General features: G+C 67.4%; 21 protein-coding genes. 13 read left to right on the top strand and 8 right to left on the bottom strand.

Translation table 11 applies throughout. The features are described 5' to 3' along the window. Positions 1–58 precede the first annotated feature (58 nt). Positions 59–484, bottom strand: a complete 426-nt coding sequence (gene ndk, locus ACVCMI_RS09960; protein WP_395118411.1) for a nucleoside-diphosphate kinase — start codon at positions 482–484, stop codon at positions 59–61. 236 nt (positions 485–720) lie between these two features. Between ndk and ACVCMI_RS09955 the strand changes: the two genes are divergently transcribed. From ACVCMI_RS09955 to ACVCMI_RS09915, 9 genes are all read left to right on the top strand, one after another. Beyond that, positions 721–1,332, top strand: coding sequence for a TetR/AcrR family transcriptional regulator (locus ACVCMI_RS09955; protein WP_395118409.1), 612 nt, complete (start codon positions 721–723; stop codon positions 1,330–1,332). Between the two features lie 64 nt (positions 1,333–1,396). Beyond that, positions 1,397–3,829 (top strand): 3-hydroxyacyl-CoA dehydrogenase/enoyl-CoA hydratase family protein, encoded by a 2,433-nt coding sequence (locus ACVCMI_RS09950; RefSeq protein WP_447098946.1) that lies wholly within the window; start codon positions 1,397–1,399, stop codon positions 3,827–3,829. A 104-nt stretch (positions 3,830–3,933) separates the two neighbouring features. Further along, on the top strand, positions 3,934–5,139 hold the full coding sequence (locus tag ACVCMI_RS09945; protein WP_447098947.1) for an acetyl-CoA C-acyltransferase: 1,206 nt from the start codon (positions 3,934–3,936) through the stop codon (positions 5,137–5,139). Between the two features lie 178 nt (positions 5,140–5,317). Further along, positions 5,318–5,596 (top strand): type II toxin-antitoxin system RelE/ParE family toxin, encoded by a 279-nt coding sequence (locus ACVCMI_RS09940; RefSeq protein ID WP_447098948.1) that lies wholly within the window; start codon positions 5,318–5,320, stop codon positions 5,594–5,596. A gap of 30 nt (positions 5,597–5,626) precedes the next feature. Then, positions 5,627–5,905, top strand: coding sequence for a HigA family addiction module antitoxin (locus ACVCMI_RS09935; protein WP_447098949.1), 279 nt, complete (start codon positions 5,627–5,629; stop codon positions 5,903–5,905). 71 nt (positions 5,906–5,976) lie between these two features. Continuing rightward, positions 5,977–6,261, top strand: a complete 285-nt coding sequence (locus ACVCMI_RS09930) for an addiction module antidote protein (protein ID WP_447098950.1) — start codon at positions 5,977–5,979, stop codon at positions 6,259–6,261. Positions 6,262–6,272: 11 nt separating this feature from the next. Next, a complete protein-coding gene (locus ACVCMI_RS09925) occupies positions 6,273–7,172 on the top strand; it encodes a hypothetical protein (protein ID WP_447098951.1) in 900 nt (299 codons plus the stop codon). Between the two features lie 265 nt (positions 7,173–7,437). Then, on the top strand, positions 7,438–8,364 hold the full coding sequence (locus tag ACVCMI_RS09920) for a hypothetical protein (RefSeq protein WP_447098952.1): 927 nt from the start codon (positions 7,438–7,440) through the stop codon (positions 8,362–8,364). Between the two features lie 142 nt (positions 8,365–8,506). Continuing rightward, positions 8,507–10,075, top strand: a complete 1,569-nt coding sequence (locus tag ACVCMI_RS09915; protein WP_447098953.1) for a phospholipase D family protein — start codon at positions 8,507–8,509, stop codon at positions 10,073–10,075. Between the two features lie 6 nt (positions 10,076–10,081). On the opposite strand, the gene ACVCMI_RS09910 is transcribed toward ACVCMI_RS09915, so the two are convergent. The 5 genes from ACVCMI_RS09910 to cysG form a co-directional block, all read right to left on the bottom strand. Then, positions 10,082–11,083 (bottom strand): GlxA family transcriptional regulator, encoded by a 1,002-nt coding sequence (locus ACVCMI_RS09910; protein WP_447098954.1) that lies wholly within the window; start codon positions 11,081–11,083, stop codon positions 10,082–10,084. Beyond that, on the bottom strand, positions 11,031–11,579 hold the full coding sequence (locus ACVCMI_RS09905) for an isochorismatase family protein (RefSeq protein WP_447098955.1): 549 nt from the start codon (positions 11,577–11,579) through the stop codon (positions 11,031–11,033). Before ACVCMI_RS09905 ends, ACVCMI_RS09910 begins: the two co-directional genes overlap by 53 nt. Before the next feature lie 182 nt (positions 11,580–11,761). Next, entirely contained in the window at positions 11,762–12,346 is a 585-nt protein-coding gene (locus ACVCMI_RS09900; protein ID WP_447098956.1) for a TMEM175 family protein, read from the bottom strand. Between the two features lie 79 nt (positions 12,347–12,425). After that, positions 12,426–13,364, bottom strand: a complete 939-nt coding sequence (cysK, locus tag ACVCMI_RS09895) for a cysteine synthase A (protein ID WP_395118389.1) — start codon at positions 13,362–13,364, stop codon at positions 12,426–12,428. A gap of 76 nt (positions 13,365–13,440) precedes the next feature. Further along, positions 13,441–14,907 carry a siroheme synthase CysG gene (gene cysG / locus ACVCMI_RS09890; protein WP_447098957.1) on the bottom strand — a complete coding sequence of 489 codons (1,467 nt, stop codon included), beginning with the start codon at positions 14,905–14,907 and terminating at the stop codon, positions 13,441–13,443. A gap of 291 nt (positions 14,908–15,198) precedes the next feature. Between cysG and ACVCMI_RS09885 the strand changes: the two genes are divergently transcribed. The 4 genes from ACVCMI_RS09885 (at position 15,199) to ACVCMI_RS09870 (ending at position 20,018) form a co-directional block, all read left to right on the top strand. Next, positions 15,199–16,194, top strand: coding sequence for a LysR substrate-binding domain-containing protein (locus ACVCMI_RS09885; RefSeq protein ID WP_395118387.1), 996 nt, complete (start codon positions 15,199–15,201; stop codon positions 16,192–16,194). Between the two features lie 120 nt (positions 16,195–16,314). Next, entirely contained in the window at positions 16,315–18,738 is a 2,424-nt protein-coding gene (locus tag ACVCMI_RS09880; protein ID WP_447098958.1) for a DEAD/DEAH box helicase, read from the top strand. A 2-nt stretch (positions 18,739–18,740) separates the two neighbouring features. Then, positions 18,741–19,652: a ribonuclease H-like domain-containing protein gene (locus ACVCMI_RS09875; protein ID WP_447098959.1), complete on the top strand. Its 912-nt coding sequence runs from the start codon at positions 18,741–18,743 to the stop codon at positions 19,650–19,652. A gap of 27 nt (positions 19,653–19,679) precedes the next feature. Next, positions 19,680–20,018: a TfoX/Sxy family protein gene (locus tag ACVCMI_RS09870; RefSeq protein ID WP_447098960.1), complete on the top strand. Its 339-nt coding sequence runs from the start codon at positions 19,680–19,682 to the stop codon at positions 20,016–20,018. 153 nt (positions 20,019–20,171) lie between these two features. On the opposite strand, the gene ACVCMI_RS09865 is transcribed toward ACVCMI_RS09870, so the two are convergent. Together ACVCMI_RS09865 and murB are read right to left on the bottom strand one after the other, a co-directional pair. Beyond that, a complete protein-coding gene (locus tag ACVCMI_RS09865) occupies positions 20,172–20,690 on the bottom strand; it encodes an energy transducer TonB (protein ID WP_447098961.1) in 519 nt (172 codons plus the stop codon). A 318-nt stretch (positions 20,691–21,008) separates the two neighbouring features. Continuing rightward, entirely contained in the window at positions 21,009–22,037 is a 1,029-nt protein-coding gene (murB, locus tag ACVCMI_RS09860) for a UDP-N-acetylmuramate dehydrogenase (RefSeq protein WP_447099455.1), read from the bottom strand.

Below are 22,037 nucleotides of genomic sequence, written 5' to 3'. Positions count from 1 at the left end.
CTGTGCGGCCACGAGTGGCCGCTGTCTGATCTTCGCGTTCAAGGATGAACGCACGAAATTAACGCGAAACCACATCCGTCGCCGCAAAGAAATAGGCGATCTCCACCTTGGCGGTTTCCACGGCGTCGGAGCCATGCACGGCGTTGGCGTCGATCGACTCGGCGAAGTCGGCGCGGATCGTGCCCGGCGCAGCTTCCTTCGGGTTGGTGGCGCCCATCAGGTCACGATGGGCCAGCACGGCGTTTTCGCCCTCCAGCACGCTGATCATCACCGGGCCGGAGATCATGAACTCGACCAGGGCCTTGAAGAACGGGCGCTCGCGATGTACGGCATAGAAGCCTTCGGCCTCGGCGCGCGACAGCTGCTTCATGCGGGCGGCGACGATTTTCAGGCCGGCCTTTTCGAAACGGGCGTAGATTTCGCCGATGACGTTCTTGGCGACGGCATCGGGCTTGATGATGGAAAGGGTGCGCTCCAGCGCCATGGGATCTGCTCCGGCTGACGGATTTCGGGAAAAGTGATTGAGCGGGCAACTACCGGCAAAGATAGCCAATTCCGACAAGGAATGAGGATTTAGCCCACTAAAGTCTGACAGATTCTAGCTCATTGGCAAGGATCGCGCAGGCCTGATCCATACGCTCGTTTGACGCCCGGGAAGCGCTTCCCGTATGCTCAAACGATCGTTTGAATCGCGTCAGCTGCCAAAGGACGTCCGCTTCCGTGAACTCGACCAGCTCCACCCGGGATCGCATCCTCGGCACCGCGGAAAAAATGTTCGCCCAGCGCGGCTTCGATGGCGCCTCGCTGCGCCAGCTTACCGCCGCCGCCGGGGTCAACCTGGCCGCCGTCAACTACCACTTCGGCTCCAAGGAGAAACTGGTCGAGGAGGTATTCCGCCGGCGCCTGGACGCCTTGAATGCCAATCGCCTGGCCGCCCTGCACAAGCTGGCCGGCGGCGAGGCCACGCTCGAACAGGTGCTCGCCGCCTACATCCGCCCGGCGCTGGAGCTGTCGCACGACGGCAAGGGCGCCCTGTTCATGCGCGTGCTGGCGCGCGCCTTCGCCGAGCACGACGACAACTTGCGCCGCTTCCTGTCGGAGAACTACGGCCACGTCATGCGCCAGTTCACCGCCGAATTCGCCCGGCTGCTGCCGCACCTGGGCAAGGCCGAGCTGTACTGGCGCATCGACCTCGTGACCGGTGCGCTGACCCACGCCATGTCGGGCTTCGGCATGATCCAGCGCAAGGGCGACGTCAGCGAACAAGAGCATCTTGAGCAGACCGTCCAGCACCTGATCCGCTTCGCCGCCGCCGGGCTGAGCCACCCGTGAACTCGCCCTGCCAGCGCCGCCTGCCCCATTGATCGCACCACCCCTCGCACCATCGGAGAAGCCAATGACTGCTGCATCCTCACCCACCCTCGGCTTGCGCATCCGCAAGGCCGCCGTGCTGGGCGCCGGTGTCATGGGCGCGCAGATTGCCGCGCACCTGACCAACGCCGGCGTGGAAACCGTGCTGTTCGACCTGCCCGCGAAAGAGGGTCCGAAGAGCGGCATCGCGCTGAAAGCGATCGCCAACCTGGCCAAGCTGTCGCCGGCCGCGCTGGCCGACAAGGCCCTGGCCGCCTCGATCATCCCGGCCAACTACGACGATGATCTCGATCACCTGAAGGATGTCGACCTGGTCATCGAGGCCATTGCCGAGCGCATGGACTGGAAACTCGACCTGTACAAGAAGATCGCCGGCCACCTGTCGAAGACCGCGATCATCGCCTCCAATACCTCGGGCCTGTCGATCAACACGCTGGCCGAGGCGCTGCCGAAGGAAATGCGCCACCGCTTCTGCGGCGTGCACTTCTTCAATCCGCCGCGCTACATGCACCTGGTCGAGTTGATCCCGACCCGGCTCACCGACCAGAACGTGCTGGACGGCCTCGAGGCCTTCCTGGTCACCACCGTCGGCAAGGGCGTGGTGATCGCCAAGGACACGCCCAACTTCATCGGCAACCGCATCGGCGTGTTCTCGATGCTCGCCACCATGCATCACACAGAGCAATTCAAGCTCGGCTTCGACACCGTCGACGCGCTGACCGGCCCGGCCGTGGGTCGCCCCAAGAGCGCCACCTACCGCACCGCCGACGTGGTCGGCCTGGACACCATGGCCCACGTCATCAAGACCATGGCCGATACCCTGCCCGACGATCCCTGGCACCGGTACTTCAAGGCGCCGGCATGGCTGGCCGGCCTGATCGAGAAGGGTGCGTTGGGCCAGAAGACCGGCGGCGGCTTCTACAAGAAGGTCGGCAAGGACATCCAGGTGCTGGACGTGGCCAATTTGAAGAGTCCGGCCAAGGATGGCCGGGCTTTTGCGGAGGGAGCCGCATATAACTTCCGGCCGTCCGAACAAAGGCCCTCCGATGAAGTCGCCGCGATTTTGGCGATCAAGGACCCCGCCGAGAAGTTCGGCAAGCTGCGCGCCTCCAGCGACCCGCAGGCGCAGTTCCTGTGGGCCACTTTCCGCGATCTGTTCCACTACACCGCCTATCATCTGGCCGACATCGCCGACACCGCGCGCGACGTGGATTTCGCCATCCGCTGGGGCTACGGCTGGAAGCTCGGCCCGTTCGAGACCTGGCAGGCCGCGGGCTGGCAGCAGGTCGCCGAATGGATCAATGAAGACATCAAGGCCGGCAAGGCGATGAGCGATGCGCCCCTGCCCGCCTGGGTCACCGACGGCCGCACGGGCGTGCACGGCAAGAACGGTTCGTATTCGGCCAGCGCCAACGCCGACAAGCCGCGTTCGCAGCATCCGGTCTACCAGCGCCAGCTGTTCCCCGATCCGATCCTGGGCGAAAAGTTCGACACCGGCAGCACGGTGTGGGAGAACGACGGCATCCGCCTGTGGACGCTGGGCGACGACGGCGTCGGCATCCTCTCGTTCAAGACCAAGATGAACACGGTCAACGACCACGTGCTCGACGGCATCCAGCACGCGATCAGGCTGGCCGAGGAAAAGCTCAAGGCGGTGGTGATCTGGCAGACCGGCGAACCGTTCTCCGCCGGCGCGGATCTCAAGGGCGCGCTGGGCCTGCTGAAGGACGGCAAGTTCGACGACTTCGGCAAGATGGTCGCCAACTTCCAGCGCACCAGCATGGCGATCAAGCACGCCCTGGTGCCGGTGGTTTCCGCCGTGCGCGGCATGGCCTTCGGTGGCGGCTGCGAATTCCAGATGCATTCCGCCCGGACGGTTGCAGCACTCGAAAGCTACATCGGCCTGGTCGAGGCCGGCGTCGGCCTGCTGCCCGCCGGTGGCGGCCTGCATGAACTGGCCGTGCGTGCGTCCAGGGCCAATCCGGCCGATCCGTTCGAGGAACTGAAGAAGGTGTTCGAGACCGTGGCGATGGCCAAGGTTTCCCCCAGCGCCATCGAGGCGAAGAACATGGGCCTGCTGCGCGACAGCGACGTGGTCGTGTTCAACGCCTACGAACTGCTGTACGTCGCCAAGAAGGTGGCATTGTCGCTGGCCGAGGCCGGCTACCGCCCGCCCCTGCCCGCCCAGGTCATCGTCGCCGGCGACGTCGGCACCGCCACCTTCAAGGCGCAACTGGCCAACCTGCAAGCCGGCTACTTCGCCTCCGAGCACGATGTCGACATCGCCTCGCGCATCGCCGACACCTTGTGCGGCGGCGTGATCGAGCGCGGCTCGACCGTCGACGAGGAATGGCTGCTGGCACTGGAACGCAAGCACTTCGTGGAGCTGGCGAAAACCGAGAAAACCCAGGCCCGCATCGCCCACACCATGACCACCGGCAAACCTTTGAGGAACTAGTGAGCGCGCTGCGCGCGCGGAAGTGAGGAGTGAGAGTCGAAGCCCAGGCTTTCTTTCACTTCTCACTCCTCTCCACTCTTTTCTCACCCTTTTGGAGTTCCGTCATGACCAAACAAATCCAGGACGCCTACATCGTCGCCGCCACCCGCACCCCGGTCGGCAAGGCGCCGCGCGGCGTGTTCCGCAACACCCGCCCGGACGACATGCTCGCCCACGTGATCCGCGCGGTGATGGCGCAGGCGCCCGGCATCGACCCGCACCAGATCGGCGACGTCATCATTGGCTGCGCCATGCCCGAGGCCGAGCAAGGCATGAACGTGGCGCGCATCGGCCTGCTGCTGGCCGGCCTGCCGCACACCGTGCCCGGCGTCACCGTCAACCGCTTCTGCTCTTCCGGCCTGCAGTCGGTGGCGATGGCCGCCGACCGCATCCGCCTGGGCCTGGACGACCTGATGCTCGCCGGCGGCACCGAGAGCATGAGCATGGTGCCGATGATGGGCCACAAGATCGCCATGAACCCCGCGATCTTCCAGGACGAGAACATCGGCATCGCCTACGGCATGGGCATCACCGCCGAAAACGTCGCCAAGCAGTGGAAAGTCAGCCGGGAGCAGCAGGACGCTTTCGCCGTCGAAAGCCACCGCCGCGCTCTGGCCGCCCAGGCCGCCGGCGAGTTCAAGGACGAGATCACCCCGTTCCAGCTCGATGACCATTACCCGGATCTCGCCAGCCGCGGCATCACCACCGACAACCGCGTCATCGACCAGGACGAAGGCCCGCGCGCCGGCACCACGCCCGAAGTGCTGGCCAAGTTGAAAACCGTGTTCCGCAACGGCCAGTTCGGCGGTACCGTCACCGCCGGCAACTCCAGCCAGATGTCCGACGGCGCCGGCGCCGTGCTGCTCGCCAGCGAAAAGGCCATCAAGCAATACAACCTGCAGCCGCTGGCCCGCTTCGTCGGTTTCTCCGTCGCCGGCGTGCCGCCCGAAGTCATGGGCATCGGCCCGAAGGAAGCGATTCCCAAGGCGCTCGCGCAAACCAGCATCACCCAGGATCAGCTCGACTGGATCGAACTCAACGAAGCCTTCGCCGCCCAGGCACTCGCCGTGATGGGCGACCTCAAGCTCGACCCGGCCAAGGTCAACCCGCTCGGCGGCGCGATCGCGCTCGGCCACCCGCTCGGCGCCACCGGCGCGGTGCGCATTGCCACGCTGGTGCACGGCATGCGCCGGCGCAAGCAGAAGTACGGCATGGTGACGATGTGCATCGGCACCGGCATGGGCGCGGCGGGAATCTTCGAGGCACTCTGAAGTTCGTCATTCCGGCGAAGACCGGTATCTGAAACTGCAACGGCGCCGTAGCGATACGGCGCCGTTTGCATTTGAGTGGATCTGATCCGCTTGCAAACCCTTCTCGGCCAAGGGATGCGTTTTCCAGCGGATACGGTGCTCGTTTGACGTATTACGTCAAACGTAATACCGTCAGCGCGTGATCAGGAGCTTTCATTGCAAGGATACGCAGGCGCTGTTCGAGGGTGGCGATCCTCGTCGGTTCCGTGCCATCAAGGACGCCGCCATCCGCAAGTTGTCGCAACTCGATGCCGCGCAAACGCTTGAGTTTCTGCGTTCACCGCCTGGCAACCAGTTCGAAGCCCTCAAGCACGATCGCGCTGGCCAGCACAGCATCCGCATCAACCGGCAGTGGCGCGTTTGCTTTGTGTGGACAGCCAGCGGACCCGAGCACGTCGAAATCGTGGATTACCACTGAGAGAGCCATATGAAACTTCCCGTCAATCGCATGCGCCCTGTACATCCCGGCGAAATCCTGCGCGAGGACTACCTCACCCCGCTGGGGATGAGCGCCAACGCCTTGGCCGTGGCACTGAGCGTACCGGCCACCCGCATCCACGAAATCGTCAACGAACGCCGCGGCATCAGCGCCGACACTGCCGAGCGCCTGGCACGCTACTTCGGCGGCGACGCGGTGTCCTGGCTGAACCTGCAGGCAACTTACGATCTCAAGACACTGGCCACACGCGACGAAATCCTGCGCCGGGTGGAGCCACGGGCTGCCTGACTATGATGGCGCTCGGGCATTTCGGCAGTCACAAGGCAGTTCAAAACCGCCGACCGCCTGTGAGGTGAAACTTGCGCACCAAAACTCGCCCCTTCGACCCCGCGGAACATCTGGCCACCCCCGAAGCCCAGGTCGAGTACATCTCTGCCGCCCTCGAAACCGGCGATCCCGCCTTCATCGCCGACAGCCTCGGCGTGGTTGGACGCGCCCGCGGCATCTCCCAACTCGCACGCGACACCGGCCTGCGCCGCGAAAGCCTGTACAAGGCGTTGTCGGCGGACGGCAACCCGGAGTTCGCCACGATCATGAAGGTCGTGCAGGCGTTGGGGGTGAAGTTGAGTGCCGAGGCGGCGTAGCAGATCTGGCGATGCACACCACCGATAATCGGATTAACTTTCTCCGTCTCCTTAATATCGCCCGCGAGAAAGCCATGCGCTTCCAGTTTCCAAACGGCACGCGTTCCAGGATCCGATCCGCCACATGGGTGACTGCCCTTGCTGGCCTTGCCTCGCTGGCCCATGCCGGCTTGGCCACGCCTCCACATGCCTTCACGGCACCCGACCACACATCTATTGCGTGTCCCTCCGCACAGAAGCTCCAGCCCCTGCTGCAGCTGGGCAACATCTACCTCGGCGAGCTACACGGCACCGTGGAATCACCCAACCTCGTGCGTTGCCTGGTGGACGCGGAAGTGGCTGCCGGCGTTGCGCCGCTCTTTGTCTCGCTCGAGCTGCCTAATTTCGCCCGTGATACTGGCGACCGGACTTGGGCCGGCGTGGATGGCAGGACGTCGCAGGCGATGATGTCGCTGGTCAACCATCTGGAGGCGCTGGAGAAGCAAGGCAAGCTCACGCTGGATTTCCAACTGACAGGCAAGGAGCAGAACGCCGTGCAGATGAACAAGCAAGTGGGTGAACACTTGCGCGATCTGGCAGCCAAAGGCCGCCTCATTGCCCTAGGTGGAAATCTTCACAGCCAACGAAAGCAGGCCATGATTCCGTCACTCGCCTTTGCGCCAGCCGGAGCCTTTGTGGGCGACGGCGTCAAGACGGTGATGATCGTCCACGCGCGCGATGGCACGGCTTGGAACTGCACGGAAACGTGCGGCGCGCACAAGGACAAAGGTCTCACCGGCATCAAGGCTGGCGAACTGGTGGACGGTAGCGCATACGGCCATGACTATCTCTACAGTCTGGATCAGGTCACGGCATCGCCGCCTGCACGAGCCAGCGCCAACCCTCAGGCATCATCATCACCACCACGCTGACTGCTCGAAATGTCGGGTAGTCCACAATTCCGCGACAACGTATCCACGCCTTCCCGACGTCGTGGGAGCAGACAGCGCCGATGGCGGGATTTTTTTGTATCGGCATCGCGCGAAAAAGTGCCAACGCCGGGGTCCCATCGTTCCACCGACGCAAAGATTGCCTTGCGCGCCGAGTCCGGAACCCTGTCGCCGGGGCTTTTTGCTCCGATCTCGATTTTCAAAACTCGTACACTCCCCCCATCCATACGACACAAGGACGACGAACATGGGTATCGGCATCGGAATGCGCGGCATCGACCTGCAGAAGTTCCTCATGGTGGCGCGGGAGCGCAAGGTCATCCTGCTCGTGCGTCATACCAACGAGGATTCGCTGCGCTACGTCGGCATGCCCGGCTATTACCCCAAACCGGCCCTGTTGAAAGCCAAGACCGCCGACGTCAACCCGTCGGGCCTCATGCGCTCGGTGGCGGGGCGCATGGTGAAACAGGACTACGTCATCGCCGGGCTGGTGGTGCACCCGGGCATGCACCCGGGGGCCTTCAAGCCGGCCAAGCGGGACAAGGCGATGAAGGCCTGGCACGACGGCATGCATTACCTGGCGGCCGAGAACAAGATGCCGGCCATGGGCGATCCGCAGCGTCCGGAAAGCTGGGCGGCCTGGGGCGTGGGCCGCGCCGCCGCCTGCTCGGCCGAGTGGCGCTGGCGCGTCGACGTCGACCCCGCATCCCGCCACTACGGCTGCCTGCAGCTCGACCACGCCGGCAAGGGCTGGGTCTACATCCACGGCGACTACGATCTGAAGGATGTGATCGTTCGCGGCAAGGAAACCGACAACCGACGCCATGAAGGCCAACTCCACGGCGTCAAGAACTTCACCCCGTTGCTCCCGGACATGGAGTTCGAGCGCATCCGCAGCTCGCTGAACCAGCTGATCGGCGCCGACATGGTGCAGCACGGCGCGGAGGCGCAGTTCGCCTGGCACGGCGACGAACCCGTCACCGTGGTGTTCCCCGACTGGACCTTCCTGCTGCTGACCGACGCCACCACGGTGCAACGCTGGTACGAAGAACTGAACCGGTCCGTGCTCGCCGAGAAAGGCCACGACTACGCACGCGACCGCTCCCGCATGTTCCACTTCGGGCCGCAGGGGATGTTCGCGCCCGGTGCCATGCCGTTGTCGAGCTGGGGATAGGCGAAAGGCGGAAACCCGAGTACCCGGGTCAGGCGAGGCTCCACAGTCGCATGGATTTCACGACCGCCTTCGCAAAGTACGCCGCTGGCGATGGACGATTGCCGCGAAGCCGTGATCGGCACGCAGCAAAAGGCGGGTGAACATGCGGCGACTCATCAGAGCGCTTGGCGCGGTGTTGCTCGGCGTGGCCCTGGCGGCCTGCTCGCCGCCCGCGCCCGTGGTCAAGCCGGTGTCGAAGGCGTTGCCGCCGACCGTGGGCACGCCGGCGGCGCGCTACGTGCACGCGGAAACCGCCAAGCACCAGGATCAGTCGGGTTTCCGCCTGCTCATCCGCAGCACCGATGCGCTGATGAGCCGCGTGGCGCTGGCCGACCACGCGCAGCATTCGCTGGATCTGCAGTACTACATCTTCGACAACGACGCGACCGGGCGACTGATGGCGCAGCGCCTGCTGGCCGCGGCCGACCGTGGCGTGCGCGTGCGCCTGCTGGTGGACGACATCAACGCCAGCCAGGCGATCGACCTGTTCGACGCGCTGGATACCCACCCGAACATCGAGGTGCGCCTGTTCAACCCGTTCGCCACGAAGAAGCCGTCGGTATTCTCCAAGGCTGCCCAGTTCCTGCTCGACACGCACCGGCTGAACCGGCGCATGCACAACAAGTCGTTCATCGCCGACGGCAACGTGGCGATCGTCGGCGGACGCAACATCGGCGATGCATACTTCGACGCGGGCGAGGACACCCATTTCCGCGACCTCGACCTGATCGCGATCGGCCCGGTGGTGCCACAGGCCTCGCATGCCTTCGACGAGTACTGGAACTGCGACGCGGCTTATCCGGTGAAGGCATTCCATGGCAAGCATGCCGATCATGTCGACCTGGCGAAACTGCGGACCGAACTGGCGCACGATGCGCGCGCGTTCGCGCAATCGGATTACGCCCAGGCCACGCTGGACGCCCTGCCCTACGGCGCCTCCGCCGACCGCAAGGGCGAGTGGTTCTGGGGACCGGCCACGCTGGTGGCCGACCAGCCGGCCAAGATCGAGGCGACCGGGGACCAGCCCGAGCTGCGCATCGGCCCGGATATCAAGGCGATGGCCGACGCCGCGCAGCACGAGTTGCTGCTGATCTCGCCCTACTTCATCCCCGGCGAGCGCGGCACGACCTATCTCGATGCGCTGGCCAAGCGCGGCGTGACGGTCAAGGTGCTGACCAATTCGCTGGCCTCCAACGACGAGCCGATCGTGTATTCGGGATATTCGCGCTATCGCCGCCCGCTGCTGGAAAGCGGCGTGCAACTGTTCGAACTGCAAGCCGCCGCCGGCGCGCCGCAACCGGCCACCACCGGCGGCACCTCCTCGGGCGTCAGCCTGCATGCCAAGGCCGTCGTGGTGGATCGGCAGAAGGTGTTCATCGGCTCGATGAACATGGATGCCCGCTCGAAACTGCTCAATACCGAGATGGGCATCATCGTCGACTGTCCGCCGCTGGCCGCGGCGGTCACCGCGTTCTTCGACAGCGCCACGCTGCCCGAGCAGGCCTACCGCGTGATCCTGAAGCAGGACGGCTCGGCGCATGGCGGCGCCATGCAATGGCAGGCCACCGAGCACGGCAAGCCGGTGACCTACGACCACGACCCCGGCGCCACCACCGGCCACCGGGTCGAGGTGCAGATGCTCAAGCTGCTGCCGCTGGAAAGCCTGCTCTAGGCCCGCTCAACCGCGTGACCGCACCGACGCCGGACGGTCGTCGGCATGCGCTGCCCACAAGCGGCGCAGCTGCCGTGCCGAACCCAGGCCCGCGCACTCGGCCGCCCGCTCCACGTTGTCGCCGTTGGCCAGCGCCTGCCGCGCAAGCGCCAGCCGCAGACGCGCGTGGTAGCGGTTGACCGACATGCCGCTGGCTTCGCGGAAGTGGCGCGTGAGGCTGCGCACGCTCAGGTGGCCGATGTCGGCCAGCCGCGCCAGCGGCCAGTCCTGCGCGGGCGCCTGGAGCAGCGCGTCCTGCACGCGGTGGATGGCCATGTTCATGTGGTTGCGCCCTTCTAGCCACGGCGACAGCGCCGGGTCGCCGGCGGCGCGGCGCATGTAGACGGCCATTTCCCGCGCCACGGCGACGGCCAGGCGCGGCGAGCCGAGCTTGGCGATCAGGTGCAGCGCGAGGTCGATGCCGGCGGTGATGCCGGCGCTGGTGCAGACCTCGCCGTCTTCCACGAACACGCGGCTGTCCAGCACCTCGGCCGCCGGCGCCAGTTGGCGCAGCTCGTCGAGCAGGCTGTGGTGCGTGGTGCAGCGTCTCCCGTCGAGCAGGCCGGCGGCGGCGGCCAGCAGTGCGCCGGAACAGACGCAGGCCAGCGGTCGGCCAGCGACGACATGGCGCCGCAACCAGGCCACCAGCGCCTTGCCGGCCGCCGACGACAACAGGCGCGCGGCGCTGCCGGTGGCACCGCACACCACGATCAGCACGTGCTCGAGCAACTTCGCCGGCAGCGGTTCGACGCCGGCAAGACTGACGCCCAGCGCAGTCGGTGCCGCCTCGCCCGCCGCCACCGGCGCCATCAGCCGCAGGCGCACCGGCAAGCCCATCGCCGCGGCAATGCGAAAGGCGTCGGCGGCACCGGCCAGATCCAGCAGGATCAGGTCCGGTGGCAGCACGAAGCACACCTCAGTGATCGGCGAGGACGTCATCGACGGTGCGGATGCGGGCAAAGCGTCCATCCAGAACCAGTTCCGTGCGTTGCTTGATGTCCTGCGCATCGTAGCGAGTGCCGCTGCCGGCGTGGACCATCGGAAAGGTCAGCGTCGCCTCGGTGACGTAATCGACGTCGAAGCCGAGATCGGAAGCAACCCGGGCGGTCGTCTCGCAGCATTGCTCGCTGCGGATGCCGCTGATGATGACGCGGCCGATGCCGCGCTCGCGCAGCCATGCCTGCAGGCCGGTGCCGGTGAACGCGTTGTGCACCTGCTTGCGGAACACCGTGTCGTGCACCTGCGGCACCCACGCCATCGGCTGCACCAGCCCCGACGCCACGCTGAAGTGACCGGCAGCCTCCTCGTGCAGGATGCGCACGATCGGCCAGCCGCGGGCGCTCGCGCCGTCGATCAGCTGCAACAACTTCTCGCGGAACGCCGGCAGGTCGTCTTCGCGCCAGTACGGTGCCTGCAGGAACGATTGCTGCACGTCGATGACCAGCAAGGCGGGGGTGTCGGACATGGGGCGACTCCATCATGGGGGAGCCGTCACTCTAGGCAGCCGCTGCGTCCTCGACGAGCCCTGCACCGGACCCGGAGCGGACCGATCCGGCCAAGCTTTTCCGGCCAACCCTTTCCGGCCAAACTTTCCGGCCAACTCTTTCCGGCCAAACTCGCCGGCCAAACTCGCCGGCAGAACCCGCCTCAGTGCGGCGCCCGTCCCGCCACCCGTTCGATGCGCCGGTCCGGCACCAGCCACAGCAGGGCGGCCACGCCATACAGCAGTTGCGCGATCCACGCGGCGCGGAACGAGACGAGGATGGCACTGGCGTAGATCATCGGCGAGAGTTTTCCCTTCCAGTCGCCGCCGACGGCGCGGGCCAGCGCGGATGCCCGGCCCTCGGCGCGGATCAGCGCGCGTTGCAGCATCCAGTACGCCAGCGCCGCCATCAGCAGCACCACGCCGTACAGCGCCGTCGGCCCCTGCGCGAAGTGGTTTTCGCCCATCCAGCCGGTGGCGAACGGCAGCAGCGAAAGCCAGAACAGCAGATGCAGGTTGGCCCACAACACCGCGCCGCTGACCGGGCCGGCCAGTTGCAGCATGTGGTGGTGGTTGTTCCAGTAGATGCCCACGTAGACGAAGCTCAGCACGTAGCTGAGAAACACCGGTGCCATCGGCAGCAACGCCGCCAGCGTCTCGCCGTGCGGCACCTTCATCTCCAGCACCATGATGGTGATGATGATGGCGAGCACGCCGTCGCTGAACGCCTCGAGTCGGTTCTTGTGCATCGTCGCCCCGGGATCGATCGAAGCCGAGTATCCGACGAGGCGCCCCGGGGCGCGAGCCCCGGTTGCCATGCAGCCGCGCTCAAACCTCGTCGGAACCCTCGTTGACGCCCTCGAACAGGAAGGTCGACAGGTAGCGCTCGCCGGTGTCGGGCAGCATCGCGAGCAGGACCGATCCGGCCGGCGCGTCCTTCGCCACTTCAAGCGCCGCGGCCAGCGTGCCGCCGGAAGACAGCCCGGTGAAGATACCCTCGCGCCGGGCCAGTTCCCTCGCGGTGTCGCGCGCCACCACGTCGTCGACGGTGACGATCCGGTCGACCACCTTGGCATTGAGCACGGCGGGCACGAAGTCCGGCGTCCAGCCCTGGATCTTGTGCGGCTGCCATTCCTTGCCGCCGAGCAGCGAGGCGCCGGCCGGCTCCGCGCCAATCACCTTGACCTGCGGCCGAGCCACTTTCAGCACCTCCCCCACGCCGGTGAGCGTGCCGCCGGTGCCCCAGCCGCTGACGAAGTAGTCCAGTCGCCGGCCGGCGAAGTCGCCGAGCACCTCGGCTGCCGTGGTCTGGCGGTGGTAGGCGGGGTTGGCGGGATTCTCGAACTGGTCGGCGAGGAACCAGCCATGCTGTTTCGCCAGTTCGGCGGCCTTTTCCACCATGCCGGTACCGCGTGCCGCACCGGGGGTGAGCACCACCTTGCCGCCATAGGCGCGGATCAGCTTGCGCCGCTCCAGCGAGAACGTGTCGGACATCACCGCCACGAACGGATAGCCGCGCGCCGCGCACACCGCGGCCAGCGCCACGCCGGTATTGCCGGACGTGGCCTCCACCACGGTCTGCCCGGGTTTGAGCGTGCCGCGCTGCTCGGCGTCCAGGATGATCGCCAGGGCGAGTCGGTCCTTCACCGAACCGGCCGGGTTGAACGCCTCGATCTTCACGTAGATGCTCACGTGTGCGGGCGCCAGGCGGTGCAGTTTCACGATCGGTGTGCGGCCGATGGTGTCCAGGATGTTGTCGTAGATCATGGGTGTCTCCTCGGGGAATCGGGCGTGAGGAACGGGCGCATGGACGAAGGCAGATGATGCGCCGATTCGGGATCGGTCAACAGGCGGCGCGATGGATCGCCTCGAGCACGCCATCGCGCGCCGCCGCGGCGGCGGGCAAGGCGTGCACGGTCGCGCCCAGCGGGGCGGCGCCGAACCAGGCCAGCGACGGCGCCAAGGCGGCCACCTCGCCCAGGATCAGCAGCGCCGGCGAGCTCACGGCATGGGCTGCGGCTCGCTCGGCAAGGTTGCCCAGCACGCCGCAGACCACGCGCTGGTTCGGCAGCGAGCCGTTTTCGATCAGGGCGAACGGCGTGGACGCAGCGCGTCCGTGTTCGACCAGGCGCGCCTGCAGGGTCGCCAGCTCGTTCACGCCCATGTAGATCGCCAGCGTCTGCCGCTCCTGCGCCAGCGCAGGCCAGTCCACGGTGTCGTGCGAATCGCGGCAATGCGCAGTGACGAAGCGCACTGACTGGGCGCGCTCGCGATGAGTCAGCGGCACCCCCGAGTACGCCGCGCAGGCCACGGCGGCGGTGATGCCGGGCACCACTTCGAAAGGAATCGCGTGGGCGTGCAGGAACTCCAGCTCCTCGCCGCCGCGACCGAACACGAACGGGTCGCCGCCCTTCAGCCGCACCACCCGCTTGCCGGCACGCGCATGCTCCAGCAGCAAGGCGTGGATCGCCTCCTGCGTGGCGTGGTGCCGGCCGGCCTGCTTGCCGACGTCGATCCGCTCGGCATCGCGCCGGGCCAGCGCCAGCACGCCGGCACCGACCAGCCGGTCGTGCAGGATCACGTCGGCCTCGTTGAGCGCGCGCAATGCACGCAAGGTCAACAGGCCCGGATCGCCGGGGCCGGCGCCCACCAGCACCACCGAACCGGTGGCCGGCGACGGCGTATCGGCGAGAGCATGTTCCGCCGCCGCCTGCGCCTCGCCATCTCGCTGCTGGCGCAACAATTGCGCCACCGGCCCGGCCAGCAGGCTGTCGTAGAAGGCGCGTCGTGCCGCCAGTGCGGGAAAACGGGCACGAATGCGCGGGCGCAGCCGGGCCATCAGCCGGGCCAGCGCGCCCAGCGAATCATCCAGCAGCGCTTCCAGCCGCTCGCGCAGCAGGCGCGAGAGCATCGGCGCCTCGCCGCCGCTGGAGATCGCGATGGTCAGCGGTGCGCGGTCGATCACCGCCGGCACGTGGAAGCTGGACAGCGCCGCATCGTCGACCACGTTGACGAAGATCCGGCGCAACTCGCCCAGACTGGCCACCAGCGCGTTGATCTCGCGATCGGGCGTGGCCGCCACCACCAGCCACACGCGCTCCAGCCAGCTCTCGCGGAACGGATCGGTGCGATGGGCGATACGGCCCTGCCGCACCCAGCGCTGCAGGCGCGGCGTGAGGCTGGGCGCGTTCACCGTCACCTGCGCCCGAGCCTGCAGCAGTGCTGCCACCTTGCGCTCGGCCACCGCGCCGCCGCCGACCACCAGCACGGCGCGCTGCGACAACGAGGCAAAGATCGGGTAGAGCTTCATGCGCGGGAATGGCCGGAGCAAGGGGTTCGCCTACGCTACGAAGCCGCCGCCGGCACCACAAATGATTTGCGCCTTGGTGCTTATGCCGTCGCGGCATGACCGGCAGGCCTGATTGACATGCAACACGAATGGACGTATAGACGTCCAATATGAAAGTATGTCATTCCATCGACAAGGGTATCCGTGGCGACCGGCCAGGGGCTCGTCACGTCGGCGGCCGGGGGATTGCACGATGTATGCGCAGCTGCATCGCCCATCCGTCCCCCGACCATCGCCCACGGACTCCTGCCCATGACGCTTACCCAGCTGCGCCATCTCATCGCCATCGCCGACTCCGGCCTCAACATCACCCTGGCGGCCGAGCGCGTGCATGCCACCCAGCCCGGGCTCAGCAAGCAGCTGCGCCAGCTTGAGGACGAGCTGGGTTTTCAGCTCTTCGTGCGCAAGGGCAAGAGCCTGGATGCGGTGACCCACGCGGGCGAGCAGGTGATCGAACGGGCGCGGATCATCCTGGCCGAGGCAACCAACATCCGCGCGATCGCCGCGAACCTGCGCAACGAGGCCCACGGCGAGCTGCGCATCGCCACCACGCATACCCAGGCTCGCTTCGCCCTGCCCGCGGCAATCGCCGCGCTCAATGCCAGCTTCCCCCAGGTCAGCGTGCATCTGGAGCCGACCCGCGACGCCGACGTGCTGGCCCGGCTGGAAGCCGGTCAGGTCGATCTGGCCATTATCAGCAGCGCCGGCAGCGCGCCGGCCGTCGGCATGGCTTTTGCCGCCTATCGCTGGCAACGGGTGATCGTCACCCCGCGCGACCATCCGCTGGCGCGGCGCGCCGCCGCGCCCACGCTGACCGAGCTGGCGGGCCTGCCGCTGGTCAGCTACGACTCCTCGCTGCGGCCGGAGTCGTCCTTGCGCCGCGCGTTCGAGGAGGCCGGGCTGTCACCGCAGATCGCGATGACTGCCGGTGACGCCGACCTGATCAAGACCTACGTGCGCGCCGGCATGGGTGTGGGCATCCTCGCCGAAATGGCCATGCAGCCCGGCGACGCCGACCTGCTCGCGCTGCCCGCCGATGCGTTGTTCGCGCCGTGCACGACCTGGGTGGTACTGCGCCGGGACAGCGTGCCGCGTGAGTACACGCTGGCCTTCATCCACCAGTTTGCACCCCATCTCGGTCGCCACGAACTGCGCCGCGCGCTGGCCGGCGAACCACCGCGCGACGGCTGGGCCGAGGTGCCGCACTGGCGCGAACGTCAGCGGTCGCCTGCCGCGCAAGTCGCCTGACGCTCCTGGTCGGGCCCGCTCCCGCAAGGACGGCTGACGATGCCGTGACGGCCGCGCGCCATCTCACCCGGTGAGACGCGCACGCGGCCTAATCCGCGGACCTTCGCGCGGAGCCTGCCGATGAACACATTACCCGACCGCTACGCCAGCGACGACCTCGTGCTGGACGGGCCGGGCGACGGCCGCAGCCTGGCCCGGCGGCTGTCGAAGCGCTATGCCGCGCGGATCACCGGCGCCTTCGTGGTGCCCGGTCGGGAGGGCACGTTCGCGCCGCTGCCCGACGATCTCCCCGATGCGCTGGCCGGGGCGCTGCGCACGCGCGGCATCGAGCAGCTCTACAGCCATCAGGCCGAGGCATGGCAAGCCACGCGGGCAGGCGCGCACGTGGCCATCGTCACGCCCACCGCCTCGGGCAAGTCGCTGTGCTACACGCTGCCGGTCATCAGCGCTGCCATGACCGATCACGCCAAGGCGCTGTACCTGTTCCCCACCAAGGCGCTGGCGCAGGACCAGGTGGCCGAGCTGCTGGAGCTGAACCGGGCCGGTGCGCTGGGGGTGAAGGCATTCACCTTCGATGGCGACACGCCCGGCGATGCGCGACAGGCGATCCGCCTGCATGGCGACATCGTGGTCAGCAATCCGGACATGCTGCACCAGGGCATCCTGCCGCATCACACCAAGTGGGCGCAGTTCTTCGAGAACCTGCGCTACGTGGTGATCGATGAGGTGCACACGTATCGCGGCGTGTTCGGCTCGCACGTGGCCAACGTGATCCGCCGGCTCAAGCGTGTCTGCGCGTTCTACGGCGTCACCCCGCAGTTCATCCTGTGCTCGGCCACCATCGGCAATCCGCGGGAACACGCCGAGGCGCTGATCGAGGATGCGGTCACCGCGATCACCGAAAGCGGTGCGCCCAGCGGCGACCAGCACGTGCTGCTGTGGAACCCGCCGGTGGTGAACCCCGACCTTGGTCTGCGCGCCTCGGCGCGCTCGCAGACCAACCGCATCGCGCGGCTGGCGATCAAGAGCGGCATGAAGACGCTGGTGTTCGCCCAGTCGCGCAGCATGGTCGAGGTGCTCACCAAGTACCTCAAGGACGTGTTCGACCACGACCCGCGCAAGCGCCCGCGCATCCGCGCCTACCGCGGCGGTTACCTGCCGAAGGAGCGCCGCGCGGCCGAACGGGCGATGCGCGAAGGCAGCATCGACGGCATCGTCAGCACCTCGGCGCTGGAGCTGGGCGTGGACATCGGTTCGCTCGACGTGGTGGTGCTGAACGGCTACCCCGGTTCGGTCGCCGCGACGTGGCAGCGCTTCGGCCGCGCCGGCCGACGCCAGCAATCGGCGCTTGGCGTGCTGGTGGCCAGCTCCGATCCGCTGGACCAGTACCTGGTGCGGCATCCGGAGTTCTTCCAGGGCGCTTCGCCGGAGCACGCGCGCATCCAGCCCGATCAACCGCTGATCCTGCTCGACCACATCCGTTGCGCCGCGTTCGAGCTGCCGTTCACCGGCGACGAGATGTTCGGCACCGAGGTCGCCACGCCGTGGCTCGACCTGCTGCGCGAGGAAGGCGTGCTGCACCGCGAGGGCGATCGCTGGGAATGGATCGCCGACAGCTACCCGGCCATCGCGGTGTCGCTGCGCTCGGTGGCCGACGGCAACTTCGTGGTGGTCGATCGCACCGACGGCCGCCAGACCATCATCGCCGAAGTCGACTACTCCGCCGCCGCGGTCACCTTGTACGAAGGCGCGATCCACATGGTGCAGTCGCTGCCCTACCAGGTGGAGAAGCTGGACTGGGAAGGCCGCAAGGCCTACGTCACGCGCACCAGCGTCGACTACTACACCGACGCCATCGACTACACCCGGCTCAAGGTGCTGGACTGTTTCGACAGCGCGCACGCCGGCTGCGGTCAGGCCCATCACGGCGAGGTGCACGTGGTGCGCCGGGTGCCCGGCTACAAGAAGATCCGCTTCTATTCGCACGAGAACATCGGCTACGGCCCGATCAACCTGCCCGACCAGGAACTGCACACCACGGCGGTGTGGTGGCAGCTGCCGCAGATGGTGCTGGAAGCCGCGTTCGAGCAACGCCAGCAGGCGCTCGACGGTTTCCTCGGCGCGGCGTACGCGCTGCACATCGTCGCCACCGTGGCGGTGATGGCCGAGGCGCGCGACCTGCAGAAAGCCGTGGGCTCGGGCGACGGCGCCTGGTTCGCCAGCACCGACCTCCACGGTCGCGGCCAGCTGCGCGGCAGCGATGGCCAGCCCGCCGCGCTGGCGCCGGATGCGCCGTTCACGCCCACCGTCTACCTGTACGACGCGTTCCCCGGCGGCATCGGACACAGCGAACCGCTGTTCCGGCGTCGCGAGGACTTGCTGGCGCAATCGGTCAGCCTGATCGAACGCTGCGACTGCCGCGCCGGCTGCCCCGCCTGTGTCGGCCCGGTACTGGCGACGGACGAGCAGACCGCCGACGATCCGGCCGTCGCCACGCCCAAGGCCCTCGCCCTGCGCGTGCTCGCGCTGCTGGTGGCGTTGTGAGCGTGAACCCGCTCATCGCGAAGCTGCGCCAGCTGCGCACCGAGGCGGGACAAGCCCACGCCGCCGTGCCTGCCCGCCATGCGCTGGATGCAGCGACGCCGGGAACCCCCCGCGTCGCGTCGCCCTCTTCCGCGATGGCGCCCGAGCTGCGCCGGCTGCTCCAGCGCCACGCCCGGCTCAAGCGCGGCACCGCCGCGGTGCCGTCATCCCGCGACCGCGAGGTGCCCGGCTTCGAACTTTCCCCCGGCCTGCGCTACACCGAGGCGTTTGCCGACTGGCTCGTTCCGCCGCCGGTCATCGACGCCGGCTTCGCCCGCATGGAACCCGTGCACCACGATCGCCTGCTGCACTTCGACACCGAGACCACCGGCCTGGCCGGCGGCACCGGGACCCGCGCCTTCATGATCGGCGCGGCCGACTGGCAGGGTGGCCGCCTGCGCATCCGCCAGCTCACCATCACCACCATGGCGGCGGAGACCGCCATGCTGCGCACCTTCGCCGGCTGGCTGGACGAGGACACCGTGCTCGTCAGCTATAACGGCAAGTGCTACGACGCGCCGCTGCTGGCAACGCGCTACCGTCTCGCCCGCCTGCCGAACCCGCTGGCCGGCCGCGGCCACCTGGACCTGCTGCATCCGGTGCGCCGCCACTGGAAACACCAGTGGCCGAACTGTCGCCTCGCCACCGCCGAGCGCCAGCTGCTCGGCGTCGTGCGCGAGGACGACCTGCCCGGCGCGGAGGCCCCCGCCGCCTGGCTCACCTACCTGCGCGGCGGCTCCGCCCGCAACCTGCGCCGCGTCGCCGCGCACAACGCGCAGGATCTGAAAAGCCTGGCCGGGGTGCTGCTGCATATGGCCGGGATGGCCGCGCCCACAGCAGAGGCCCGAGCGCGGACACGATGCATCACGCGATAATCCGGGACCGTCTCCCGAGGGAAAATCATGGCAACCGACAAGCGTTTCGTGGATTACGTGCTTGAACAGGCCGACCTCGGCGAGGCGCTCACATACAAGCGGATGTTTGGCGAATACGCGCTCTACCACGCAGGGAAGGTCACGGCTTTTGCCTGCGACAACCGCCTCTTCATCAAACCCACTTCAGCGTCGCAGGCGCTGGCTCCCGGGCTGCCGCAGGGCCAACCGTATCCCGATACCAAGATGTATCCGATCGCCGACGAGCTGCTGGACGACCCGGAAGCATTGAGGGAGTTGCTGGTGGCTACATCTGCCGCGCTGCCTTTGCCGAAGCCGGGAAAGAAGCGGGGCAAGCGCAGCGAATAAGTGGCTGTCGTCGAGTCGCAAGAACCGGCGGGCAGTGCCCGCCCTGCATCCCGGTGACAAGCCTGGCCGGAGCGTTGCCGCACATGGCAAACATGCAGACAACATGACCGGCAGGCAGCATGAGGGTAATCCGCGTCCCGCTGCGATCGGCCTTCAGCGCCGGCCCGATTCGACGACAGGTTTGCCGCCTGCCATCTTGAAATCGAATACGTACCAGAGGCTGAAAGGTTTCTGCGTCACCTCATACGTGCCATCGCCCCGCGGATGCCGCACCCACATCGGCGTGAACGTCCATTGCATGACCGCCTGCTCGACTGCAGCCTCGAACAAGGCATGCGCCGGACCATCCGCAGTGCCGGGCTGCGGGTGCACGGCCTGGACGCGGCCGTTCTCGTCCATCACCAGCTGCACCACGACAGTGACCGGCGCAGCGCCCGGGCGAACCAGGGTGGGCGGGTACACCGGCGAGACCTGCTTGTCCAGCACGGGCTTCACCGCCGTATCCCCGGGTTGCAAGGTGTAATGCGGTGCGCTCGCAGGCGACGCCATCTCCGCGTAACTGGTCCGGGGCTCCCCAACCGGCTTGCGTTCCTCTTGCGTACTGCAGCCGCAAACCACGGTGGCAACGAAGGTCCACAACACGAGCACCGGCCAGCTCGACGACACCTGCATGTCCAACCTCCATGATCGAATCAGAATGCGGTTGGGGCGACCCGTCGCCCGCGCGTCAAAATGACAGGGCACCTGCCCATGCGCAATACGGGAAGGATCGAAGATACCGGCGCCCCACCCTTCGACTTCGACCCCGCGGGCCTGCACTCAGGGAGAACGGCATGGGCCACCACACCCCCCGTTCGCACTGAGCTCGACTTGGAACAGCAAGCGGCGTCGAAGTGCACGCGCAATGCACCACCCTTGGCCCACGGGGCTGCGCACTTGCGCTCAGGCAAAACGACACAAGGCGCCGGGTGAAGCCCGGATGGCGCGGACTCAGCCCGCGCCGATCACCACCGGTTCCGGCTCCAGCCGCACGCCGAATTTCCCGTGCACGCCGTCCATCACCTGTTGCGCCAGCGCCCACAACTGCGGGCCATTGGCGTGGCCGTGGTTGACCAGCACCAGCGCGTGGCGGTTGGAGATGCCGGCGTCGCCTTCGCGTAGCCCCTTGAAGCCGGCCGCCTCGATCATCCACGCGGCGGAAATCTTGCGGCGACCGTCACGCTGCGGCCAGGCCGGCAGGTCGGAGTGCTCGCGCTGCAATGCTTCCGCCACGGAAGCATCGACGATCGGATTCTTGAAGAAGCTGCCGGCGTTGCCGATCACCGCGGGGTCAGGCAGCTTGCGCGTGCGCAGGCGTACCACCGCCTCGGCGACGTGGAACGGCGCAGGCTTGTCCACGCCCATCCGCGCCAGTTCCTCGTCGATGCCGGCGTAGTCGGTGCGTAACGGCCGGCTGCGCGGCAGCACGAAGCGCACCGCGGTGACGATGTAGCGGCCGGGCTCGTGCTTGAACAGCGAGTCGCGATAGGCGAACGCGCAGGTGGCGTGGCCCAGCGTCACCACGCGATGCTCGCGCAGGTCCCAGGCTTCGACGCTTTCGATGAACTCGGCCACCTCGCAGCCGTAGGCGCCGATGTTCTGGATCGGTGCGGCGCCGACGGTGCCGGGGATCAGGATCAGGTTCTCCAGCCCCGCGTAGCCCTGCCCCAACGTCCAGCGCACGAAATCGTCCCAGCGCTCGCCCGCGGCCACCGCGATGCGCGCGCTGTCGCCGTCACTTTCAACTTGCACGCCGCGCGTCGACATCCGCAGCACGGTGCCGTGGAAATCGTCGGTGAACAGCACGTTGCTGCCCTCGCCGAGCACCAGCAGCCGCCCCTGGCGGATCGCCGGGAAGTCCAGCAGCTCGGGCAACTTTCCCGCATCGCGGATGTCGGCGAGCAGGTTCGCCCGGGCATCGACGCGCAAGGTGTTGAGCCGCGCCAGCGACGCGTTCTCGGTGAGCGTGTAGCCGCCCAT

It is taken from the genome of Rhodanobacter sp. UC4448_H15, from assembly GCF_052978265.1.
This window is presented reverse-complemented; position numbering and strand designations above follow the sequence as displayed.